Origin of the sequence: Sulfuricurvum sp., assembly GCF_030691015.1 — a bacterium.
Taxonomy (GTDB): Bacteria; Campylobacterota; Campylobacteria; order Campylobacterales; family Sulfurimonadaceae; genus Sulfuricurvum.
In genome coordinates, this window is sequence record NZ_JAUYFF010000002.1 from 360,001 (window position 1) to 383,683 (window position 23,683).

Consider the following 23,683-nt stretch of genomic DNA (forward strand, 5'->3'; position numbering starts at 1 on the left):
CACTCATACTACAAGGATTGTCTATGTGTAAGGTTATTTCAACTTCGATCAAAATCTCATTGATTGTATGCAGTATCATCCTAGTAGGCAATGTTGGATTGTTGTATGCCAAAGAGATGCCATCTGCGGAAGTTCATCAACTTCTGGTTGAAGGTCAATCCATTTTAGAAGGTTCTTCCTCTGATGTGAGTTTCCAATTAGCTTTGCGAAAGTTTGAAAAGGCGCGTGATCTTTCACCGGACTGGCCTGAAATCTACTATTACCTAGGGGTTACATACAATGCAAATGAAAATTTCAGCAGTGCTCTTCAGTCATTTAAGCGTTATCTTGAATTGGATCCAAATGCAGCAGATGCCGCATTCGTACGAGATCTGATTTCGCAAATTGAAACAAAACAGCAAAATACGCTACATTCTGGGAAAAATAAATCAACGATAACACCTAGCGGTTCGCCATCCATTCTGGGCAATGAAGCGCTTCACACTCAGCAATATCAGCAGGCTGTTATCTATTATATCCAAGCGATGGAGATAGACCCAAACGATTACCGATCTAGCTATAACTTGGGAATCTGTTATGTTAATCTTGGGAAAAGAACTTTGGCTATCGAAGCATTTCAGAGAGCTGTTCAGATTAACCCGACCTACTATCTCGCCTATAACGATCTAGGATTGGTCTACAGTAAACTGAGTCGCTTTCAAGAAGCCTTAGATGCTTATGATAAAGCAATTGCAGCCAAACCTGATTATGCTCCCGCCCATTATAATACTGGAGTCGTCTACACGAATCAAGGCAAACATTCTGAAGCAATACCATTTTATAAAAAGGCGGCAGCAATCAATCCTCGATATATTGAAGCCTTGAGTAACCTCGCTAGCTCCTACAGTGCACTTAAACAGTATGATCAATCGATGTATTTTTATCAGGAGGCTTTGAAAGTCGATTCGGAGTATGTATTTGCGAACTATGGATATGGATGTGATCTAATAGATCTAGACCGTAATGATGAAGCGATTCCCTACTTAAAAAAGGCGTTGCAAAAAAATCCTAAATATGCGCCTTCCAGCTTTATGCTAGGCTTGGCCAATGCAAAATTAAAACGTTATGAAGAATCCGTCAAATGGTATAGTAAGGCTATTGAAATGAATCCTAATTATGGTGATGCTTATTACAACATTGCTATTGCTTATGTCGAATGGGGGCGTCCAGAGGAAGCAATCCCCTATTATCAAAAGTCTGCAATGTTGAAACCTAATGATGTATCTACCCTTAATAACATGGCTTCTGTTTATATCACTCTTGGTAAGTATAGTGAAGCAAAAGAGATTTTGATAAATGCGTTGGCAATTAATCCGCGACACGATAAAGCAAACTATAACATGGGCTATGCCTTACGGGCTTTAGGTCAAAAACAACAAGCAGTTTCTTATTATGAGAAAGCACTCCTATTTAATCCGAAACATGCAGATGCGCTATATGAGCTGGGGAGCATTTTGATGGAAGATGAAAAGCCCGAAAAGGCAATTCAGTATTTTCAGATGGCAATATCGGCTGAGCCAAAACATGCTGAAGCTTATCACAATTTGGGTATTTGTTATGAAAATCTTGGAAATATTCAGAAAGCAATAGCCTATTATGAGAAGGCAGCTTCTCTAAGTGATAATCCGGCGGAGAGCTATTATGCTCTCGGTCTTGCTTTAGATGCTCTAGGTGATGGTAAAAAAGCAATGACTGCCTATGAAAATGCACTTTCAGATTTTGCGCTATCCGTCAGAAAAGACCCTAATAATGGCGAATTACTTAATAGGATGAGCGGTGCTTATTATTCTCTTGGCAGGTATGAAGAGGCTATTTCGCTTCTGGAGCAGGCAGTTAAGCTCAATCCTGATGATGCTGATTCATATGTTGGTCTGGGTGCCTGTTATATTGAACTCAAAAAAAATGACCAGGCCAGAGATGCATTGCAAAAAGCCAAGAAGCTTCACCAGAAACAAAATAATTCAGCAGGTATACAGGAAGCGGATGAATATTTAAAGAATATTATCGAATGAAGAGAAAAAACAGATAGATTTTAAGGTTTCAATCAATGTACCGCTGCATTTAAAATCTTTTGACACTCCATTCGATATCAATTGGATTCGTTGATCATCTTTTATTGGACAGTTGTTCATAAATGAACATAAGTCTTGTTGTGGTGAAGATTGAAATTCGCATTGAGCTTCCTTGCCTATCAACATTTGGATACTGGCGTGTTTTCGTAAAGCGGGGCATTCAGGAAGAATCGTTTTAAAGAATGAATTTTCAGGTTGCTTTTTAAAGCTTTGAAGCTTGTTGATTGAAATATCAGCAACAGTATGAACAAGAGAAGGTTTATTAAAACCAGGCATGCTTTGCAAATCAGCCTCTCCATAATCCAATGAACTAGTCTTTGTTATTGTAATGGATGTTTCTTCGATAATAGAAGTACCCTCACTTTCTATTTTTTTTATTTCAATCGATTTTGCTGAATTAAGATGATTGTTTACACATTGAGTATCATTGCTGCCACATTGAATGTTATCTTGAGATAAGGCGATATTACTGAATATAGAGGATAGAATAATCAATCGGATCCATCTCTTATTTCTCATTTTTGATCCTTTTTTCTTTGTGTTACAACTGTTTTATCTAGCTTTTTTGTATTTAGAGTCGTCTAAAATACCGCCCCATTCAATAACAGTGAAACCTTTACGCTCAGGCGTTGTAATAGCTGGCTCATCAATTTTTTCCAGTTCTTTAAGTGGCGTAAAGTAAAAATCGAGTCGTATAAGCGTATCAGGTTTTGGATGAATATCTAAGTCCATATTGTCAGACAAAAACTTCATATCCAGCAATTGGATTTTATAATAAGATGAAGAAGGTAGTTCATTTATCCAATACTCTTTAAACTGCTGTTTTTCTTTAGCATTTAAACCAAGTTTTGCAAGATTGATATCAAACCAAAGGTTTAGCTCTTTGTATTCTACGATCCATCCCTCTTTAGGAAGGGTCACTTTTTTGAGATCCGCCTCGTAAAAAAGATAATCATACCCCCCTTCGATGGCGCCATTGGGCTCTGCACTCACTTTCCACCCGCCGTTATAGGGGGGAATTGTCGTTGTCAGGGTGCCGTTAACGCGCAGAGAGACGGAAATATCGGTTTTTTTAGTCGGGTAGAGGTAGATGGCCGGTTTTTTGATCGGATATCCCGGCCCCTCGGGTTCTACGCACATTTTGACGCACTCCTCTTTGGTCTCGAAGGGGACAGTCCCTTCGCATCCCCCGTATATAAACTCCTTGCACTGGTTCGTTTTGGGGTCATACGTGTATTTCCAAAAGATCGCTTTGCAGGGCCCTTTTTCCGGAACCATTGTGCAACGCGGGTCGGCAGAGCCGTTTTCCCACGGCATCGGCGGGATGAGTATCTCTTCTGCGGCATTTAAAAAAGCGGAGAGGGAGAGAATGGCGATTAGGGTTTGTAACGGGTTTAATGAGGGCATAGCGTTTCCTTTATCGGGGGGTAGTTGGAGATATGGGTTGAGGATTTGAGAAATACGGGTCGTATTGCTGGAATGTCAATGCCGTGGCTACGGCTATGGCAACAATCCATACCAACACTACCGTCGGATGAATTTGAAGGGTAAAAACTGACATAATCCAAGATTTATTTGCCCTTTTTTCAGAGAGGGGGTGTACCATCTTCATGGTGATAAGCGGACCGATTAAAGGGACGAAAGCTACAATACAGGCGATGTAAAAACGACTTTTATCCCCCTCTCTGTCCCACGTCAAAAAGACCCAGGAGAGAAGTAAGAATGTCGCGATGAGATAGAGGATAGCCCCTACGCCATCCAGCCTTGGAATGGCTGCGATCACTAAGGCGCCGATGTGGCTGAGGAGCCCAAGCCCCAACAGGTTATCTTTGATAACTGTTTTTGTGATCATATGCTGTCACTTTTTCTTAAGGCTTTCGTTGAGCCAGTTGTAGGGGAGAGTCACATCGAAGAATAGGGCAAATGTCTCATTATTTCGGGAATCGGATACTTCAAAAACATCGTAGGCTTTGTCGTTGATCTGTTGCAGTTTTTGCTGTTTAGGTTGGAGATTAAGAACCTTCAATATTATGTATTCTTCTCGCGTCGTGATGACTTGCAAGGCTGATTGGGGGGTCGTTCCATCTCCCGAATTCATAATTGAATCGATTAGATTGGCAAGAGTCGCGTGATGGGAATCGTAGCATGCTTTGTCTCCCATCTCTCTACAGGCCATCCGTGCTCCGAAATGGGCATCCAGATCGGTAAAATTCTTTTCGTTGATTTTTCGGGCATATTCGAGTGCTTTCGGATACGCTTTGTCGTTGAGAGCCTGGAGCATGAGGGGCATATTCTCATCTTCACTGTATGGATTGTATTGGGGCGTCTGGGAATAGGCTATTCGTAGTGCTTTGAAATCGACGTTTGTATCACCGTTTTTGACTTTGGTTACTAATGTTTGATAGTCGTTTATTAAGGGTGCTTCCGCGAATAAAGCTGTTCCTGACATAATCATCATAAAACTGACAAAGAGTAAGAAATTTCGGTAAAACATTTTTTTTCCTTTGGATGTAATATCGCTGATCATTCGAGTCCTTCTATCTCAATTTTTTTAGGATAGGAAACCGTAAACTGCATTGGTAAAACTTTCTTTTCATGGGCACTTAATTCTACATTCCAAATGATAATCCCATCTTCGGAAATTTTTGCAGACTCTTTTTGAGGTGTGTCAAGAACAACTTTGATCTGTTCGTTTCGAGAAACCGGAAAATGATCTTCTATATCAATCCGAATCGGTTTGTTTTTACCATTGCTAATTTCGTGAGAATAGCTATATTTTACATGGGTATCATTTGAAATAAATTGATCCTCTTTACTGTATTTCTTTTGTTGTTTGTATTCAATTTTAATACTTTCATCTGCACCAAGGGAGAGTTGAACCTCTTCTTTAGGAAAGATTGTTTTCAAAGTATTGTGCATGCCTACGACTTGTCCATCCAATAGTAAAGTCATTTCACCCCTCAAGAGGGGGAAAGAGAATGGGCTCTCTAAATCTGCGGTCAAATAGGCAAACGATGAAACTCTAGGAACAGCTCGGTAATGAAAGTTTGCCTCTTTTTCAGCAGATGAAATAAAAATTTTGTGTGGCTGATTATCAGATGGAATCGTATTCCTACCGGGTAGCACAAAACTAAAAGAGGTCGATTCTTGCTGAATTTCAGGTGCTGCATACGTATCAGGAAGCATGGATGCAACTGTTCTTGGCTCAGCCATCATCTCAACTTGATCATAGGCTGATTTAGAATAATTTCTTGAGCTTGGACGGTAAATATCAATATACCATCCTTCCAATGTATCTGGTGCCTTAGCGCTGAAAGGTTTAGCTGTCGAAATTTCAATCGATGCATCTGCCCAATCTTCTCCGCTTGATTGGGAAATGGAGGTGAAGTTTGACCATTCTATTTTTCCGGAAATGGAATCGGCATGAATGATATAGAGTGGATTCCAATGTGCGTTATTTACCATATAAGAAATTTCAACTTTTTGATCTTTTAAATCGGTTGAAGAATAGAGTTCTATCTGGACACTCTTACTTTCATCCGACGTTTTAAGTGTATTGAGCTCTTTTTCTATCGAAACTTTTTCTTTTTGGAGTTCTTTAGTGTGAACTTCTATTTTTGCAAGACGATTATAATTGTCTGTAAGGGTTTTTTCGAGAAATTTGGTATGGGCTTCTATTTCAGCAGGAAGGACTTTTTGATTGTGTGAAAATGGTGTTATCCTTTTTAAAAATTCATTTGAATTTGTGACAATGGCCATTTCATCTATATCATTTTGAATAAGAGCGGTTATTTGATCTAGCTTGGATTGGAGCTTTTCAATGTTATCGTGTTGCAACTTTTGAAGGTAAGTCTTTTTTACTTTTACATCTGATATTTTGATCGTGGAAACTCCATCTAGCTTCACTTGAAGAGAATTATCAATTAAATTAGGGGTTAAATCGGGTATATAAATCGAGTTTTCTCCTTTTTTCAGAGAAACTTTTCCCTCTTTCGTAACCATGGCATTATTGGTAAAAACGGTAACATGAGTGATTTTAGGATTGACTAACTGCATCTTACTTGACGCCGATAGCTCCGAAATATACAAGAAGAAGGCAATTAATATAACTGAATGGACAGAACTTCTAAACATTAATAACCACCTACTATTTATTCTATTAAATATTATAAATAGTATCTACTTTTAACAATAAAATTCTACTTAATATAATTTTAACAATCGACGACATTAACGAATTAAAAAGTATCTAGTATTTTGGGACATTCAAGAATTGATTGTAAAAGTTGGAATTAAAGTAAGAAACTTTTATCCAAATATCTTTACGGTATCAATCTGATAAAAATCCATAAACTCATCATACAGTTCGGGAAAATGTTTTTTTAACGATAGCGGAGACTCAAAAAAACGCTCCGTAACAACGGCAAAAAATTCTGCTTCATTCGTTGCGGCATAAGAACCTAGGAGTTTGTATTTTCCCCAGTCACGGTTTTTATTTGAAATTTTGCTGAGGGCATTAAACTCTTTGTTGAGCGTATGTACCCACCCGTCATATTTTGATTTTTCGATGGGGGGAACTCCATCGATTTCACCATCCATAAAATCAATTTCATGGGCGAATTCATGGATCATAACATTAGTATGGCGCATATGATACGCTTCGCTTTTGGCCTGATGCCACGTGATGACCACGGTATCATTGGACGATTGCCCTGCGAGTATAAACTGCTCTTTGGAGTAAATGCCACCATAGGATTTGACCTCTTTAGTGATAACGGGATGAGGATAGATGATAATGGTTTTTAGATTGTCGTAGCAACTATGTGGCCCTTTATGCACCAACAAAAGAGAGGCATAGAAGGCAATAACCAACTTCATCTCTTCCGTTACCTCCATGTACACACCTATAAACTCTTTTGTATAGATAAAACGTAAAATGGTGCGCTGAATTTGATGTTGATCGGTAGAAGAGAGTTTTTGATAATGGGGTATTCTTTTTAAAATCGCTTCGTACTGCTCAGAAAAAGGGAGAGCTTCAACATCATGTAAAAATCTTTTTTTTCGTAATTCAAAAAATAAAATAAAGACAAAATAGATTGCTCCCAAACCTCCGAAGAGAAGGAGAAGTGCGCTATGATAGTTCATCAAGGTTTATATAAGCCCTAATTCCGCCAGTATGGGTTTCATACCGCTTGTTAACTCCATGAGTTCTTTATAGAGCGTGCCCTCTGCTTTGTCTTCCAAAATCCACTCTTCGATGTGTTTTACCGATTCTGACTTATCGTGATCGTTTAGATGGTCAGATTTTTCAATAGCCTCTTTGATTTTTTCTAAATGCGAATGATCTTTGTGTGAACTCATAATTGATTCCTGAGTGGTATTAGATTTGTCTTTTCAAGACATCGTAATCATTATATCAACTTATAGACACATTTATACACTATAACTGTTCAATCTTTCAGAACATTAAATCCTTCCTAAAACTCTATTTAAAAAGTAAATTTTTTTATTTAGTATCAGTAACATTTATAGTGATATAGTGTGTAAATATATTGCAATATATAAAAACACAAAAGGATCTAAAATGAAAAAAGTTATTCTTGCTATGGCTCTAACTGCCCTTGCTTCTCTTTATGCGGCAGATGCTGTCAAACCTACGCCTACTGCCGGTCCAGGAGAAAAAACACAAGTTGAAAAAAATGTGGTAAAAGTCGAAAAAGTAGAGAAAACATCTGAAAAGCAAGTTAAAAAAGAAGCTCACCGAGCTGCAGATAAACTTTAAAAGGATTATTATGTTGAAAATACTACTACTCGGTACTTTGATAAGTACAGCTGCATTTGCGGCACACCAAGCGGAGTTGAATGTAAACAATAAAGAGCTTGAGGGGCAAATTCGGATCGATATGAAACAAATGAGCATCAGTTCTTTAGAAGGATCTTATCTCGGAGCACGTATTTTGAACGGTGATGAGAGCAACAGCGATCGAATCGGAAATACAGATCCTTTGATGGAAGTATCGTTTATGGTGCAACGTCCGGTTGCGGAAGTTCCCGGCTTGGCTATCGGTCTTGGGCTCAAAGGTGAATACACCAAGTTTGACGGTCAACATTATTCGGCTATACCTTTGGGGATTGAAGCAGATATGAAGCTTCCGATTGAAGCCTCGATTCCGTTTTATGTCGGCGGTGCTTTGTACTATGCCCCTTCGGTATTGGCATTTCAAGACGCTGATGCGTATTTCGAAACTCGCATCCATTTTGATGTCGAGCCGATTAAAAACGGACGGATTGAAGTAGGGTATCGAATGATCGACACCGATGTTAAAAGTAGAGATGTTACGTATAACGATGCGTGGTATTTAGGAATGAGAATCGATTTTTAACTGAACATTGTTTTGGTATGTTCATCTTAAATGTACCAAAACGATTATTCTACTGCTATTTCTTACGCTGCACTTTCATATATAACATACACGCATATAGTTAATTTATATTAGTTTTAAATGCAAAGCTAGAAAATATAAACAATGGTCATACTGTTATTAGTCGTATAATAATGTTACTTTACGATAAATAATGATAGAAAGTGGGTATTACCATGGAAGTCTTTAAGCAATATTCTAATCAAATCATGTGGCTTGGCATTTTAATGTTTGGTATTGTCGTACTTGGTTGCGGCGGAGGCGGAGGGGGTAGTGCCAGTGCGATTAATAGCACGGTCGCGGTTGCCCCTACAGTCATTTCCACCAATCCAGGCAATACTGTCACGGCGGTAGCGCGTAATCAGAATATAACGGCTACCTTCAGTACAGCAATGAATGCTGCAACGCTGACGGCAAGTACTTTCACGGTAACGGGACCCGGTTCTACGCCCGTTGCCGGAAGTGTTACCTACTCAGGAACAACCGCCTCTTTCAACCCGACCGCTGACCTCGCCGACAGTGTACTCTATACTGCTACAATCACCACCGGTGCCAAAAACGTAGCCGGTACCGCTGTGGCTGCTAATTATGTCTGGACCTTTACTACCGGTTCAATCAATGATAGCACTGCCCCTGATGTAAATTCTACCAATCCGGATAGTAATGCTACCGGTGTGCCGATCAATCAAAGTATCACCGCTGTCTTTAGCGAAGCTGTTGATTCCGCTACGGTAAATACAACAAGTTTTTCTCTTATCGAGGGGATAACACCGATTGCAGGTGTTGTGACCTACTCGGGAACAACGGCGATTTTTAATCCGACGAACAATCTCAATACGGATACCAATTATACGGCAACCATTACTACGGCTGTCCAAGACTTGGCAGGTAATGCCATGCTAGTCAATAAAGTCTGGACATTTACAACAGGGACAACGATAGCAAACGGCCCCGATCCGGTTAGTCTCGGTACGGCGGGTAATTTCGTCCTTCTAAGCAAATCAGGTATCTCAACCACCGGCGTCACGAGCATCACCGGAGATATCGGAGTGAGTCCTATCGATGCGACTGCATTTACGGGATTTTCCAATTATGCATTATCCGGAACCTATGCAACGGCAGATCAAGTAACCGGAAAGTTGTATGCGGCTAATTTTGCTGCCCCTACACCTGCGTATCTAACCACCGCTATTAGCGATATGGAAATTGCGTTCACCGATGCCGCAGGGCGAACGAATCCTACGGCTACGGAACTCGGTGCCGGAAACATTAGCGGGATGATTCTCGCTCCCGGTCTCTATAAATGGGGAACGGGTGTTCTCATCACGGGTGCGGGCGTTACACTCTCAGGGGGTGCTAATGATGTCTGGATTTTCCAGATTGCACAAGATTTGACGGTGAGCAGCGGTGCGATCATTACCCTTGCTGATGGGGCAATGGCCAAAAATGTTTTCTGGCAAGTCTCCGGTCAAACGGCACTGGGAACAACGGTTCAATTCAAAGGCAATATATTGAGTCAAACCTTGATCTCTCTCAATACCGGTGCGACATTGGAAGGGCGTACATTAGCTCAGACAGCGGTTACTTTGAACGCCAATACTATTATTCTTCCTACTCCATAAACGAGTGGACAATCCGAGCAAAAGCTCGGAACGTTCTATTCTTTAGATACTTCGATAACCTTCATTCTCTTCCGCAACAAAAACATAATAGCGATTTTTACCGGCCGATTTGGCTTGATACATCGCATAATCTGCCTGAGCGAGTAATTGATCCGCATCAATCTCTATGGATTGAGGAAAGAAGGTTATCCCGAAACTGGCAGAAACTTCAACGGAATGGTTATTGATAAGTACCGGTTTTTGTACACTCTCTAGTAATCGATTGAGCATTGGAACACAGGCTTGGATATCGTTTAGATTGAGCAATAGAATGACAAATTCATCACCCCCGATTCGGGCAATGGTATCAATTTCGCGTAAGGTTCGTTTCATATTTGTGGCAAGTTTAATCAGCAGTTGATCTCCGGCTTCATGCCCGTAGGTATCGTTGACGTTTTTGAACCCATCGAGGTCGAGATACAATACGGCAAAAGGTTGTTTATGACGATTGGTTTGTGCCATAGCTTGATGGAGACGATCGGCCAATAGAATCCGATTCGGCAATGCCGTGAGCGGATCGTATTGAGCGATTTCCTGGAGCTTATTTTCATATTTTTTTCGTTCACTAATGTCACTTATGACAACCCGCCATTGCGGTGTATTGTTCAAATCTCGTACTATCGTTGTCGTTAGATTAGCCCAGAAGAGTGTTTGATCCGCTTTTAACATCCGCAATTCACAAATAGGATTTGATCCGCATTGGAGGAGTTGTTTGGAGTAGAGGTAATAGATATCTTGATCTTCAGCAATAACAAAAGTGGAAAAAGGGTGTTGAAGCAAATCTCTTTGCTCAAGTGTGAGTAACAGGGCAGCCGTATGGTTGGTTTGCACTATAACTCCATGCGCATCTAGGGTGCAATACCCGATAGGAGCAAGTTCATAGAGATCGAAATACCGCTTTCTCTCATCCTCTAATTCGATTTGTACTCTCTGAAGCTCTTCATTTTGCAACTCCAGCTCGATTTGATGGAGATTGAGTTCATAAACTATATTCTTGATCTCCGTTGATGTAAGTTTTTCTAAATTTTGTAAGGTATCAGTACCGTTTTTTTTGGCTATTGCTTCGGCTCTTCGGCGTAGAAGCTGTGCCGTATCGGTTGGTTTCAGACGCTTAGACATGACTTTTATCCAACGTGATGACGAAGCATGCCCCTTGATTTTTGTTGTACCAGCTCAGGGCACCTGAAAAATATTTCTCGATAATGGTTTGGGATATATAAAGGCCAAGTCCTGTCCCCATTAGCCCTTTGGTTGTGAAATAGGGGAGGGCAATTTTATCGATAATTGCCTCGGGAATTCCGCCGCCGTTATCCCGAATGGTGGTGATGATGGAAGTAGGTGTTTCATCGATAATAATAGTAATGATCGCCGGTTTCACGTTAGCCGACTCCAATGCGTGTTTTGCATTTCCTAAAATATTGAGGAATACCTGTACCAATGAGTTTTTGTGGATTAGCAAGGGAGTTGTACTGTTGTTATGGACATTTATCGCTATGTTTGTCACATAGCATTGTCCGATAATTTTCAAGGTACAGTTGATTACTTCCTCAATGCTTATCAACTCTTTAGGCTGATCGGGTGAGAAAAAGTTTCTAAAATCATCGATAGTTTTGGACATAAACTGCAAAATTTGATCTACTTTTTCGTGGGAAGCGTAAACACTTTTATCATCCAATTTACCCAATTCTAATTTTATGTACATATCTTGATTGATGAGTGCCAGATTATTCAGCGGTTGTCGCCATTGATGGGCTATCATCGAGATGAGTTCTCCCATAGCCGCTTTTTGTGCCTGTGCGAGCATAATCTGCTCATTCAATTTTAACTTCTCTTTGACTATCGTATATTTCGTAATATCACTGATAATCAAATGATACTCATATATATTGTCGGGATTATGCCCATCTCTGGTTTCCAAATGTGCCCAAAACGGTTCTTCATCTTTACCTATCATACGCAGTTCACAGGAACGTGATTCACCAAATTCTTCGATCTGTTTTTGGCACATGTAGAAGATATCCTGATCCTCTTGGAGGATAAAATGGGTGATAGCTTGGTTGATGACATTATTTAGATGTGTCCCAAAGAGATTCGCAGCCGTCATATTTGCCTGCAGAATTTTTCCTTGCATGTTAAGGGTGCAATACCCTACGGGTGCTAGATTATAGAGATCGATGTAACGATTACGTTCATGGTCAAGCTCCACTTGGGTGAGGTGGAGTTGTTCGTTTTGCATCTCCAATTCGATCTGATGTACTTGCAGCTCGTGGATGAGATTATGGTTCTCAACGCCGGATAATATTTCGAGACTTTTGGGGGAGCGAGCCGCTAACTCTTCGGCTTTGCGGCGGAGCATTCGGGTGGAGCTTTTGAACGGTGCATTATTAAGGTTCATTGCGCATCATTTGTATGGCCATGAAGTAACTCATTGGCTTTGTGGAGGGCTTCACGTATGTGAACCGTTTCGGTAATATCCACAAATGAGATGACCGCCCCCTCTATCACATTATTTAAGGTACGGTACGGCTGAATCCGCATCGTAAACCACAGCCCCTCAACCGTTTGAACCTCTATCTCTTTTGGACTGAGGGTGTCTAAGACGTTATGAATATCGCTGACTAAGTGATCGTATCCGACAAGGTTGGAGACGATATGTCCGATAGGTCGGCCGATATCGCTTTTGATAAGGTTGATGGTACGGGTTACATCTCGGGTGTAGCGGAGTATGTTTAGGTTGATATCGACAAATACCGTCCCGATCCCTGTACCGGAGAGGAGGTTATTCATATCGTTATTCGCATGGGAGAGATCGGTGACTTTGGTCTGGAGTTCGGCATTGACGGTGGAGAGCTCTTCGTTCATGGATTGCAGCTCCTCTTTGGAGGTTTCCAGTTCCTCATTGGTCGATTGGAGCTCTTCATTGAGTGACTGCATCTCTTCATTGGATGCTTGTAACGCTTCGATAGTCGCTTCGAGTTTATCGTTTGAGGCTTGGAGAAACTCCTCTTGTATCTGCAACTCTTGCTGAAGGGCGGCTATATGTCCGAGTGGATCAGACTCTTTTGTCTCTGTCTCAGTGCTGAGAGTTCCTTTTATCCCTAGAGGGCTCTCTTCAAATGTGACAAGGTACAGAGGAGAGTCAATCGTTACGGCGGCAGCGGAGGAGACGGCTCGAACGGTGAGGTTAACATTTTTGATAATATCGTTTTGTTGAATTTGTACCCATGCGCGTCGGACGATCTCTTTTGTCGTAATGGCTTTTTGCAATGCCATAGTAAGCTCGCGCCGAAGCGTGTCTTTTGCCATTTTGAGGATATTATTGACCCCCATTTCGCCGGAGGGGAGTTCTAAATAGGTTCCGGTTCGACCGTGCAGATAGAGAATATCCCCTTGGGCGTTGATCAAGGCTGCGGTGAGATTGAGTTGTTTCAAAAGAGCCTGTTCCGTTATCTCCCGCAGCGGTAATTTAGGGGAAGCATTGGTTTTAGTGTTATTTTGTACCGATGGGGAACGGATAGAGGTGGTTTTCGGGACAATCCGACCGATGGTTTTGGTCGTATCGTATAGGGTCTCTTTGCGTTTGAATATTTTTGATTTACTATCTTCGACGCTAAAAAGATCATTGAACTCCCCGATGCTCTCAGAGGAGCCTAAAAAGAGTATTCCCCCTGGATTGAGGGCGTAGTGAAAGAGGGGGATCAGCCGTTTTTGTAAAGTAGCGCCAAAGTAGATCATCAGATTACGGCAACTGATGAGGTCAATTTTAGAAAATGGGGGATCTTTGATAATGTTTTGTTCGGAAAAAATCAACATATCCCGAATATTTTTGTGGATACGATAGCCGCTGCCGTCGGCTTCAAGGGTAAAAAACCGCTCCAGTCTTTGTGGAGAGACGGTGGAGGCGATAGTGAGCGGATAGAAACCGTCTCTGGCGTGGGCGATCGCATGAGAATCGATATCGGTAGCAAACAGTTGCACGGAGTAGTTGAGTTTTTGTTTTTCCATGTATTCACGTAAAAGAATCGCTATCGAGTAGGCTTCTTCGCCGGTAGAGCATCCGGTCGTCCAAACACGAATCACACTCCCTTGCGGTTTGAGGGTAAATAGAGTGGGGATAAATTTTTCTTTTAAAGATAAAAAGGCCTCGGGATCTCGGAAAAAATTGGTGACCCCAATGAGTAAATCATGAAACAACTCCTCTAATTCTTCTGGAATTTGTTGCAGAAATTTTACATATTCACTGATTGACTCGATTTGACGTATCGCCATACGTCTCTCAATACGGCGAAAAATCGTGTTCGGTTTGTATTGTGAGAAGTCATGACCGCTTTTGGTACGAAGTAACACAAAAATTTTATCCATCATATTTTTGGATGCGGCAATGAGACTATCTTCACCGCCGTCGATGTTCGAAGAGAGGGTTATGAGTTGTTGAACCATCGCTTCAGGGGGGAGAATGTAATCGACCAAATCGGTGGCTATCGCACTGTTGGGCATACCGTTATACTCAGTGCTCTCAGGAGCTTGAGCCAGCACGATTCCTCCCGCATCTTTAATTGCTTGTATCCCTAACGTTCCATCGCTTCCGGTACCTGAGAGAATGATTCCGATCGAGCGTTCCTGCTGATCCTGTGCCAACGTCTGAAAGAAAAAGTCTATCGCCAAACGTTTACCGTGCTCAGCGGCAGGTTCAAGCAACTGGAGGGTGCCGTTTAAATAGGCCATATCGTACGCGGGGGGGATAACATAGACGCAGTTACGCTGCACCCGTATCCCGTCACTTACTTCAAAAACATCCATTGTGGTATATTTTCGGATGATTTCACTAAGGATACTGGTGTGTTCAGGGGCGAGATGCTGAACTAAGACAAACGCCATATCGGGATTACCGTCTGAGGGAACCCCTGAAAAAAAAGCCTCAAAAGCCGCCAATCCGCCGGCTGATGCACCGATACCGACAACAAGAAAGGGAGTATCATGCAACTCGCTTTCTTCTTGGGGGGGTAGTGAATCTATAGGGTTAGGAGTGGTTTGCTCTTTTGCTGTTTTTTGTTTGGTCATGATTGACTCTCATTTCTGTAATTTAGATTATTTGTTACTATATTTGAATCACTTAGAGATAAAGCAGACTGCATCACATCTCCCGATAATAGAGGATGAAGCAATACAGTATTGTACAGGAAACTATCTATTTAAGGTCGAGCTTTAGATCAGGGTATTTTTCATGAAACATCCGCTCACTCTCTTCGGCAAGTTTCGTCCCCTCGATAATATCTTTATTCCCTTGTTCGATCTCATTTTTACCGGTCATCATATCTTTATCACCCGACTTCACAAGCTCTTCACCATGTTTAACCAATTTTTCACCCGATTTTTTTAACGCTGAGCCGTGATCCCAATTTTTAGCCAGTTGCTTTTGGTCTGAGCCCATTGCTTTTTCATCTGCTGCATGCATACGCATATAATCACCCGTAGTAGGTGCTTTTGCACTGCATCCAATGAATGCGGTTAGTGCGATTACGGAGGCAGCTATCATTTTAAATTCATACATAGTGTTTCCTTGTGTTAAGTATTGTGATTTCTCACTAAAATAAGTGTATCAGATTAAAACCATAGTAAATCAATATATAAGAACTACAATTGTTTCTTAATCTATACTAAATATAACATTAGCTGTGATTAATAATTAGATTTTTATATTAATATGCAGTGAAGTCGCAACCCTGTATTCTAACAGCAAATATGTTATTTAGTTTATTTATGTATAAAGTAAAGAGCATAACGTCTTAAATGACGCGTAAGATTAGAGCGACAGACAGTGGTCTGTATACCTTACGATACGCCTACTATGGCAAAGAAGAAAAAATGCTCGAAACAATTGCGCTCGTTCTTATCGTCCTCTGGATATTAGGCTTCGTCACCTCGTATACCATGGGTGGATTTATCCATATTCTTTTAGTTATTGCCGTTGTGGTACTTCTAATTCGTATCATTCAGGGGCGTCGTTTATAAATTTAAAAGGGTTTTCTCAATCTTGCTTGACCTTGTGGAGATTTCAACCTTTTATGCTTTGGAGAGAGAATGAACATTTTTAAAATCGCGGGAATCATTTTGATCATAGCGGGTGTACTTGGATTAGTATACGGAAAGTTCAGTTATACAAAAGAGACAAAAGAGACCAAAATGGAACCGATAGAGCTAACGGTTAAAGAAGAAGAAATGTTCGAAATTCCCTATATTGTGGGAGCAGGTGCCGTCATTATCGGCAGTTTAATACTACTTTTCGGAATGAAGAGGGGTAAACCATTGATCATTTCGAATGATCATAAATAAAGGGAACAACAATGAGTACAAAAGAAGCGTATAAACAAAAAATGAACGCAGAGTTGGGATTAGCGCAGGCGAAACTCGTCGAGTTTAAAGCGGAAGTCAAAAACTCCGCAGCCGATGTTCGCGTGAAATACAATGAACACTTGGATGAACTTCAAGCAATGGTTGATACGACGAAAGAAAAACTCAAAGGGCTTGATAGCGCGGGTGAAGATGCGTGGGAACAACTCAAAGAGGGTATTGAGGGTGCATGGAACTCTTTAGGAACGGCACTTAAAGATACGACGGAAAAATTTAAAAAATAAGAGATACTAGGCATTGTAGAACCAGTAAGTCCTATTAAACATAAATCAGAATGCACACTGTGCCGGCCATGAAAGAACTAACAAAGGAAAATACAATGAACAAGTTTAAAAAAGATGAAAAAGCACCGAAACAAGAGCCAAAAGCAGATGACGTAAAATTGGGGAGTAATGTGCCTTCTATTGTAGAAAAAGTTGGGAATTCACAAAACAATGCGTCTGTCATTAATCCTGTGAAAAGTGAGAAAAAATGAAATCCTATAAACGTAGTAATGCTATGAATGCAGCGATGGCTGCGGCGGTTTTACTCTCTACGGCGATCCCTTTATTCGCATCGGAAACGGATGACCGTATTGAATCATCGTTTAAAAAGAGCTATGTGTATAAGACCTATTTAACCGATGAAAATATCAAAATGTCCTCCAAAGATGGAGTGGTTACGTTATCCGGTGATGTACTGGATGAGGCCCATAAACCGATGGCTCAAGACGTAGCTGAAGCACTTCCCGGAGTTAAAAGTGTTGAAAATACCATCGTGATTAAAAACGATAAGTCCGATACATGGCTGAAGATGAAAGTACAATCCGCACTTTTGTTTCACAGTAATGTGGATGCCGGCAACACCAATATTTTTGTCAAAGACGGAATCGTTACTCTCAAAGGCAAAGCGGCAAGCCCAGCCCAAAAAGAGCTGACTACCGAGTATGCTAAAGATGTCGAAGGGGTTAAAGCCGTCAAAAATGAAATGACTATTTCCAAAGATAAAGATACGATCGGTGAAAAGATCGATGATGCCTCTATCACGGCTCAAGTCAAAATGACATTGATGATGCACAGTTCAACGGGTGTTCTGCGAACATCGGTGACCACCAGCAACGGTGTTGTGAGCGTCGGCGGAAAAGCGCGTAACGAAGCTGAAAAGCATTTAGTTACGAAGTTGGCTGAAGATGTTCAAGGGGTAATCAGCGTTATTAATAAAATGACGATTGAATAAATAGACAAAGGAGTTGTGATGAAAAAAATAGCTTTAGCTGTAGTACTTGCAGCTGGATTGATGGGTGCGGAAAACGTCCCTTTTATCGGTGTGAGTGTCGGAAATGCTGAGTTAAAAAGTACGGTTGCTTTAACCGGATATGAATCAAAAATTGATGACACACATTATACGGCTACGCTAGGTCAATATATAGACGAGTATGGAAGAGTATCACTCTCGTATACATATGTTGAACCGACGCATAATATAAAAAACAGTGACGGTGCCTCTATTGCATTTGATCTTATTTTGCCGATGATTGACAATGCGTTTTTCGTGTATGCTGGGCCGGTAGTGGGTTATACCCGTTTTGAAGAAGAAGCTGCGGGGATCAAACTCGATCTCAGCGGACTTCATTACGGAGGCCAAGCCGGAGCCATAGTTCGTGTTATGAATAATATCGAAGTCGAAGGGGGATATCGTTACCTCATCGAAACGGGGAGTGATACCATCTTAGGTATTAACATTGATGCCGATACACTGCGAATGTGGTACATCGGTGCTAATCTCCGTTTTTAACTCTCATCCTTTTGGGTGATGTCTGCGTGAAAAAACATAAAGTTATTTCGGTATAGAACACAATCAAAATTTTTACAACAGAGTAATTCGATCTTCGGATCGGGTTATTTTGATAATGAAGGGATCTAAAATGAAGAGTACATTAGCGTTCTCGGTACTTCTTGCCGCATCACTACTGGGAGCAAGTGAGAATAATTATGAAATCAGTACCATGGTAGGGTATACCATCCCCAATGACGGTCAATATCTTGATGACTACGGTACGTATGGGGTAGAGATACAATCTAATGGATTGGATTTTCCCCTCAAACCTGAAGTATCGTTTTTTTACAGCGAGGGCGATTATAAGTATGACAGCGGCGATACTAAAATCTATCGAACCGCACTGAACGGTGTCTATGAATTTGAAAAAGAGTTCAATACCACCCCGTTTTTCAAACTAGGGGTCGGATATGAGTCTATGAGCAACAGCGCTTTTGGAAATCATGACGGCTTTTTTGCGGATGCGGGAGTGGGTGTCAAAATGGAGATAACACAACAGGTGGCTTTTAAAGTAGAAGCTATCAAAATGCTCAAATCCAACGATGGAAGTCATGATAACAATCTCGCTTTGTTGGGGGGATTAACGTTTTCATTTGACAAAAAAGCCTCTGAACGGGTTATCACGTCTTCAGAGCCGACTGCGGTGATCGCTCCTGCGGCTGTGGCTGTGGCTGAGAAACCAGTCAAAACGGCGGCAGTAACGGAACCTATCGTGGAACCTGTTCCGGTTGCTGCACCCATCGATAGCGACAATGACGGTGTTTTAGACCCCAATGATCGGTGTCCTAATACCGCTGAGGGGCTTAAAGTTGACGAATACGGATGTCCGTTAATCGCAACGATTAATGATCATTTTGTCTTTAATTCCGATCATATTGATTCAACGGCGGCATCAGAGATACGAGCTTTTGTCATCTTCATGAACGAAAACCCCCGCTATAAAGCGACTATAACCGGTCATACCGATAGCATCGGGACACCGCAAATCAATCAAATAGTCTCAGAAAAACGGGCGAATAAAGTGAAAGAGGCATTAATCTCTCAGGGTATCGCATCTGAGCGATTAACTGCCGTAGGAAAAGGTGAAAGTATGCCTATTATGAGCAATATGCTCAAAGCAGGGCGTGCCGAAAATCGTCGTGTTGAAATAGATATTTACGAATAAATTCAAGTTTGCTCGGGAGCCGAACCTTTTGGTAAGGGGGCTCTCTCGCACTGTAAATTTGGTGTGTTTGATCGCAGAAGAAGTTTATCTTGATTTCTAAAAGATTGATTAAATGCAAGCCGTGTCAATTTGAACATTGAACTCATCGATAAATTTATAGTATACGCTGTGCTCATCTAAAATACTAGATAAAGTGATCATTGATTGTAGGGTGTGATAACCGTTATTTTTAAATTGTATAATTTTTTTTTCTGTATCATAAGCACAACCGATAAATCTTTTAACGATATCAGGCATAATCGTTTCGATGTGATCAAAATTATTATAATATTTACATTCTACACAATTGAAATTGTTTAAAAGCGAGTGTAGTTGCATTGCATTAACAGGTTTTATGAGTCTTTTATTGTTGAAATTTTCAATACAGGATTGGCATCCTAAAGTAGAACAACATGCGATTTTATCACTTAACGTAATCGTATTTTGTTTCGGATTTATTTTCAAAATTTCTGTAAAAAGTTGATTATTCTCATTAACAGAAAAGTCAACAATAACTAACTCAATGGGATTGCTTTTATATTTTGCTATTCCATCGTCAAAATTCAAAACGCTAATAACATTAAACTCTTTATCGATTTCCGATAAAATATTCATTAATAAAATTGTTTGATAATCACTGTCAATGAGCAATATATTCTTTCTTAACATAATTTACTACTTTTCACTTGATGGGAGGTAGACTGCCATCAATTTCGTAAAGTTATCTTGAGTGAATATGTTTGAATCAAAAAGGATGATATCAAATGTACTACCATCAGATATCAGATTTGAAATAATTATTTTTACTTTTTCCATTAACTCTTTCATATTATTCGAATCTATATGAAATGAGTGTTGCTTATCGTAATGCGAGAGGGTTACATCAATAAAGACCAGCGAATGTTCTTCTAATAAAAAAATTTCATGGTACAGAGAATCTATTAGGGGAATCTCTTCTTCTAATACTTTACGGCAGCTTGATAAAAATCCACCCGCTGGTTCTATTGGACTAATCGTGGAGTGTACCCAAAACGGTTGACCAGTTTTGGGCACTCGTTTTAAGTACCCGTTCCAAATCTCTCCATTCGAGAGAGTATTCAATAAATCGTCAATGATGACTTCAATACTGATCGGATGGAAGAGCATTTTAAATGACTGACCGACTACATCAGTTACATCATAGTCGAAATTTTTTCTAAATTGACTATTTATGGATAGAATAATCCCCTCTTTATCCGCGAGTAGTACAAATTCTTCTTTATGTTTATCAGCATCTTGAAAATACATTATATTCTCCTTCAAATAATGATAGTTAAGAAAAAAGAATACTTTCTTCATAAAGGATATAATAAATAATAATATTTAATTACTTTAAATAAAACATAACATAATCATTAATAATTAAATTATATATAAAAAGAAGATGGGAAAATTTACAACAGTATAAACTGTTTAAATCATAATTCCTAACGTATTAGCTAATACCAGCAACTCTTTTTGTGCCTCCTCATACTCAAACTCATCGACAAATTTTTGTATGTTTTTCATCTCATCAAATCCGCTCAACTCATCATAAAGCTCAATCAGTGTAGTCGAAGCATCGGAATCCAAGTCGGTTAGTTGTTCGTTGAAATGTTTAAGTTTGGCGGCCAACTTATCTTTGTCGACGGATATAGAGGTATTTTTAGAGGCGGGAAGAGTTTCAACGGACGTACCGTATACCGATTTGATTCTCGATAAAAGGTTGATAAGGTCAATTTCTAAAGTGTGAATAGCTTCATCCCGTCCCTCTGTTACATTTTCTTTTAGCATGTTTTCGACTGTTTGCGCATGATCTTCGATCAATTTTGCACCAATAGTGCCGGCAAGTCCTTTGAGTGTATGGGCTTCTCGTCTCGCAACTTCTATATTATGCAGGGCAAGTGCCTCTTTAATCCGTAGCACTGCATCGATTTGGGTTTCGCTAAAGCGGCTGATAAGCTTGCGAAGCAGTTTGATATTGCCTCCGAGGCGTATAAGTGTATTGTTGATTTCAAGTTCCGGAATATCGGGGAGTATTTCCGGCTCATTACGTGATGGGAGGATAGAAGCATGCGGGTTTGCGGGTTTTATCCAACGTGCCATGGTGAGAAACAGCTGTGTTACATTGATCGGTTTGGGGATATGATCATTCATACCCCATGCGATACATTTTTCCTTATCGCCCGCCATAGCATTAGCCGTCATAGCAAGGATGGGAAGATCTTTAAAACGGGAGTCTTGACGAATCTGACGGGTTGCTTCAAAACCGTCCATAATCGGCATCTGACAATCCATCAAGACACCGTCATAGTCGGTGAGTTTAACTTTCTCCACCGCTTCAGCACCGTTTATGGCGACATCAACCCTAATTCCGGACTCTTGGAGCAACTCCAATGCCAGCTCCATATTGACTTCGTTGTCTTCGACAAGTAACAGATAGGAGCCTTGAAGCGATTGGATGGCCTCTTGGGCATTACTCTCTTTCTCTTGTTTACGCGTTCTCTGAAAAGCCTCTTTTCCCAACGCATTAAGGATCGTATCGAGCAGCGTTGAGGGGCTGACGGGTTTGACTAATAACCCATCGAGATGAACTCCTTCGGCCCTTTGGAGTAAATCATCCCGACTGTATGCGGTAACCATTATAAAAGCCGGAGTCTGTGAAAGTAATACATCATTGCGTATCCGTTTAATCGTTTCAATACCGTCCATATCCGGCATCATCCAGTCCATGAGAACCAAACCGTAGGGATTATTATTGCGTTGAGCATTTTCGAGTTCATGAATTGCTGATTCGCCGCTACTGACGGCGGTAGGGAAGAATTTAAACGATTCGAGGATAGTGATGACGATTTCTCGTGCATTGGCATTGTCATCGACCACCAAGATCCGTAGTCCTTCGATATCTTTCGGATCGAGAGATAGGTGACGCTGTTCACCCTGTACTCCGAATTTGGCAGTGAAGAAAAAGGTACTTCCCACTCCGGGTTGACTTTGAATCTCGATGCTCCCTTCCATGATCTCAACAAGACGTTTACTAATCGTTAGACCCAATCCCGTACCGCCGTATTTTCGAGTCGTCGAGGTATCGGCTTGGGTGAAAGCCCTAAAAAGATTACTTCTTTGCTCTTCACTTAGCCCTATACCCGTATCGGTGATGTCAAAACGTACCCGTACCCCATCCTCTTCATCGGATATTTTGTGGACACCGACCGTGATCTCACCTTTGTCGGTAAATTTGATCGCATTGTTGACTAAATTACTCAGTACTTGCCCCAGCCGAAACGGATCACCGATAAGTGCGGTAGGGATATCCGTACCGATATCAAACAGCAGTTCTAACCCTTTTTCCTGTACTTTGATAACGGTGAGATCGGCAAGGGTATCCATCACATCTTCGAGATAAAAATCGATGTGTTCAAATTCGATTTTCCCTGCTTCGATTTTGGAGAAATCGAGAATATCATTGATGATACCGAGAAGATTTTTGGCGGAGGAGTCGACTTTCAAAATATAGTTTCGCTGTTTGGGGTTGAGATCGGTTAGGAGAGCTAGATGGGACATTCCTATGATCGCATTCATAGGGGTACGGATTTCATGGCTCATATTGGCGAGGAACATCGATTTCGCCTGCGAGGCGCGTTCCGCGGCGACGCGCGCCTGGTCGAGTTCGCCGATGAGCGCCGCGCGCTCGGCGTTCATTTTCTCCATTTCAGCCTGCGACAGATAGCCGAAGATCAGCACATAAGCGACCGTCGTCGCCAACACCGGCAACGCAGCGAGCGTCGGCCAGAACATTGGCGTGCCGATGCTTGAAATCAGCAGATAGGCGAACGCGGCGCCATAGGGCGACGTGACGATCAACGCGTTCGAGGGCGTCGAGCGCAATTGCGCGGTCGCCAGCATGTACCCGCCGATGATGTAGAAGAGCGCCGCCGCCGGTCCCATCGCGTGCCCAGAATGCCAGGCGAGGATCGGCGCCGCCGCCCAGAAGCTGCACGCGGTCATGCCGACAAATGCATAGGTCCTGCTTGAGAAGGA

At 41.2% G+C, this 23,683-nt stretch carries 25 protein-coding genes; 11 read left to right on the forward strand and 14 right to left on the reverse strand.

The window, feature by feature from the left end; all coding sequences use genetic code 11:
• Positions 1-23 precede the first annotated feature (23 nt).
• A complete protein-coding gene (locus Q8O20_RS05515; protein WP_305530333.1) occupies positions 24-2,051 on the forward strand; it encodes a tetratricopeptide repeat protein in 2,028 nt (675 codons plus the stop codon).
• On the opposite strand, the gene Q8O20_RS05520 is transcribed toward Q8O20_RS05515, so the two are convergent.
• From Q8O20_RS05520 to Q8O20_RS05550, 7 genes are all read right to left on the reverse strand, one after another.
• Positions 2,031-2,630: a hypothetical protein gene (locus tag Q8O20_RS05520; protein ID WP_305530334.1), complete on the reverse strand. Its 600-nt coding sequence runs from the start codon at positions 2,628-2,630 to the stop codon at positions 2,031-2,033. The genes Q8O20_RS05515 and Q8O20_RS05520 overlap by 21 nt on opposite strands.
• A 33-nt stretch (positions 2,631-2,663) precedes the next feature.
• Entirely contained in the window at positions 2,664-3,518 is an 855-nt protein-coding gene (locus Q8O20_RS05525; protein ID WP_305530335.1) for a BPTI/Kunitz domain-containing protein, read from the reverse strand.
• Positions 3,519-3,528: 10 nt separating this feature from the next.
• The gene (locus Q8O20_RS05530; RefSeq protein WP_305530336.1) at positions 3,529-3,963 is read right to left on the reverse strand and encodes a hypothetical protein; all 435 of its coding nucleotides are present in this window, start codon (positions 3,961-3,963) and stop codon (positions 3,529-3,531) included.
• Between the two features lie 6 nt (positions 3,964-3,969).
• Positions 3,970-4,605, reverse strand: coding sequence for a DUF4919 domain-containing protein (locus Q8O20_RS05535; protein ID WP_305530337.1), 636 nt, complete (start codon positions 4,603-4,605; stop codon positions 3,970-3,972).
• 29 nt (positions 4,606-4,634) lie between these two features.
• On the reverse strand, positions 4,635-6,167 hold the full coding sequence (locus Q8O20_RS05540) for a mucoidy inhibitor MuiA family protein (protein WP_305530338.1): 1,533 nt from the start codon (positions 6,165-6,167) through the stop codon (positions 4,635-4,637).
• A gap of 252 nt (positions 6,168-6,419) precedes the next feature.
• Positions 6,420-7,256, reverse strand: coding sequence for a zinc-dependent peptidase (locus Q8O20_RS05545; protein ID WP_305530339.1), 837 nt, complete (start codon positions 7,254-7,256; stop codon positions 6,420-6,422).
• Positions 7,257-7,262: 6 nt separating this feature from the next.
• Positions 7,263-7,472: a hypothetical protein gene (locus tag Q8O20_RS05550; RefSeq protein ID WP_304740091.1), complete on the reverse strand. Its 210-nt coding sequence runs from the start codon at positions 7,470-7,472 to the stop codon at positions 7,263-7,265.
• Between the two features lie 223 nt (positions 7,473-7,695).
• Here Q8O20_RS05550 and Q8O20_RS05555 point away from each other — a divergent pair, with 223 nt between their 5' ends.
• The 3 genes from Q8O20_RS05555 (at position 7,696) to Q8O20_RS05565 (ending at position 10,155) form a co-directional block, all read left to right on the forward strand.
• Complete coding sequence (locus Q8O20_RS05555) at positions 7,696-7,893, forward strand: hypothetical protein (protein WP_304740089.1); 198 nt, start codon at positions 7,696-7,698, stop codon at positions 7,891-7,893.
• A 10-nt stretch (positions 7,894-7,903) separates the two neighbouring features.
• Complete coding sequence (locus Q8O20_RS05560; RefSeq protein WP_304740086.1) at positions 7,904-8,494, forward strand: YfaZ family outer membrane protein; 591 nt, start codon at positions 7,904-7,906, stop codon at positions 8,492-8,494.
• A 203-nt stretch (positions 8,495-8,697) separates the two neighbouring features.
• Complete coding sequence (locus tag Q8O20_RS05565) at positions 8,698-10,155, forward strand: ice-binding family protein (RefSeq protein ID WP_305530340.1); 1,458 nt, start codon at positions 8,698-8,700, stop codon at positions 10,153-10,155.
• A gap of 42 nt (positions 10,156-10,197) precedes the next feature.
• On the opposite strand, the gene Q8O20_RS05570 is transcribed toward Q8O20_RS05565, so the two are convergent.
• From Q8O20_RS05570 to Q8O20_RS05585, 4 genes are all read right to left on the reverse strand, one after another.
• Positions 10,198-11,313 carry a sensor domain-containing diguanylate cyclase gene (locus Q8O20_RS05570; protein ID WP_305530341.1) on the reverse strand — a complete coding sequence of 372 codons (1,116 nt, stop codon included), beginning with the start codon at positions 11,311-11,313 and terminating at the stop codon, positions 10,198-10,200.
• On the reverse strand, positions 11,306-12,589 hold the full coding sequence (locus tag Q8O20_RS05575) for a PAS domain-containing sensor histidine kinase (protein ID WP_305530342.1): 1,284 nt from the start codon (positions 12,587-12,589) through the stop codon (positions 11,306-11,308). Before Q8O20_RS05575 ends, Q8O20_RS05570 begins: the two co-directional genes overlap by 8 nt.
• Positions 12,586-15,255, reverse strand: coding sequence for a chemotaxis protein CheB (locus Q8O20_RS05580; RefSeq protein ID WP_305530343.1), 2,670 nt, complete (start codon positions 15,253-15,255; stop codon positions 12,586-12,588). The genes Q8O20_RS05575 and Q8O20_RS05580 overlap by 4 nt, the downstream gene beginning before the upstream one ends.
• 127 nt (positions 15,256-15,382) lie before the next feature.
• Positions 15,383-15,745, reverse strand: coding sequence for a hypothetical protein (locus tag Q8O20_RS05585; RefSeq protein ID WP_305530344.1), 363 nt, complete (start codon positions 15,743-15,745; stop codon positions 15,383-15,385).
• Between the two features lie 239 nt (positions 15,746-15,984).
• On the opposite strand from Q8O20_RS05585, the gene Q8O20_RS05590 reads away from it, so the two are divergent.
• The 7 genes from Q8O20_RS05590 (at position 15,985) to Q8O20_RS05620 (ending at position 19,585) form a co-directional block, all read left to right on the forward strand.
• Positions 15,985-16,206 (forward strand): lmo0937 family membrane protein, encoded by a 222-nt coding sequence (locus Q8O20_RS05590; protein ID WP_304740074.1) that lies wholly within the window; start codon positions 15,985-15,987, stop codon positions 16,204-16,206.
• Positions 16,207-16,275: 69 nt separating this feature from the next.
• A complete protein-coding gene (locus Q8O20_RS05595) occupies positions 16,276-16,527 on the forward strand; it encodes a hypothetical protein (RefSeq protein ID WP_304740072.1) in 252 nt (83 codons plus the stop codon).
• A gap of 11 nt (positions 16,528-16,538) precedes the next feature.
• A complete protein-coding gene (locus Q8O20_RS05600; RefSeq protein WP_304740070.1) occupies positions 16,539-16,829 on the forward strand; it encodes a hypothetical protein in 291 nt (96 codons plus the stop codon).
• A gap of 95 nt (positions 16,830-16,924) precedes the next feature.
• Positions 16,925-17,080, forward strand: coding sequence for a hypothetical protein (locus Q8O20_RS05605; RefSeq protein ID WP_304740068.1), 156 nt, complete (start codon positions 16,925-16,927; stop codon positions 17,078-17,080).
• Positions 17,077-17,820, forward strand: a complete 744-nt coding sequence (locus Q8O20_RS05610) for a BON domain-containing protein (protein WP_305530345.1) — start codon at positions 17,077-17,079, stop codon at positions 17,818-17,820. The genes Q8O20_RS05605 and Q8O20_RS05610 overlap by 4 nt, the downstream gene beginning before the upstream one ends.
• A gap of 18 nt (positions 17,821-17,838) precedes the next feature.
• Positions 17,839-18,378, forward strand: coding sequence for an outer membrane beta-barrel protein (locus Q8O20_RS05615; protein WP_304740064.1), 540 nt, complete (start codon positions 17,839-17,841; stop codon positions 18,376-18,378).
• Positions 18,379-18,508: 130 nt separating this feature from the next.
• Positions 18,509-19,585 (forward strand): OmpA family protein, encoded by a 1,077-nt coding sequence (locus Q8O20_RS05620; protein WP_305530346.1) that lies wholly within the window; start codon positions 18,509-18,511, stop codon positions 19,583-19,585.
• A gap of 108 nt (positions 19,586-19,693) precedes the next feature.
• Here Q8O20_RS05620 and Q8O20_RS05625 read toward each other — a convergent pair whose 3' ends face one another.
• The 3 genes from Q8O20_RS05625 to Q8O20_RS05635 all read right to left on the reverse strand — a co-directional run.
• Positions 19,694-20,239, reverse strand: coding sequence for a hypothetical protein (locus Q8O20_RS05625; RefSeq protein WP_305530347.1), 546 nt, complete (start codon positions 20,237-20,239; stop codon positions 19,694-19,696).
• A gap of 60 nt (positions 20,240-20,299) precedes the next feature.
• Positions 20,300-20,911, reverse strand: a complete 612-nt coding sequence (locus tag Q8O20_RS05630; RefSeq protein WP_305530348.1) for a PAS domain-containing protein — start codon at positions 20,909-20,911, stop codon at positions 20,300-20,302.
• Positions 20,912-21,076: 165 nt separating this feature from the next.
• On the reverse strand, positions 21,077-23,683 hold a 2,607-nt coding region (locus Q8O20_RS05635; RefSeq protein ID WP_305530349.1), incomplete at its 5' end, for a response regulator.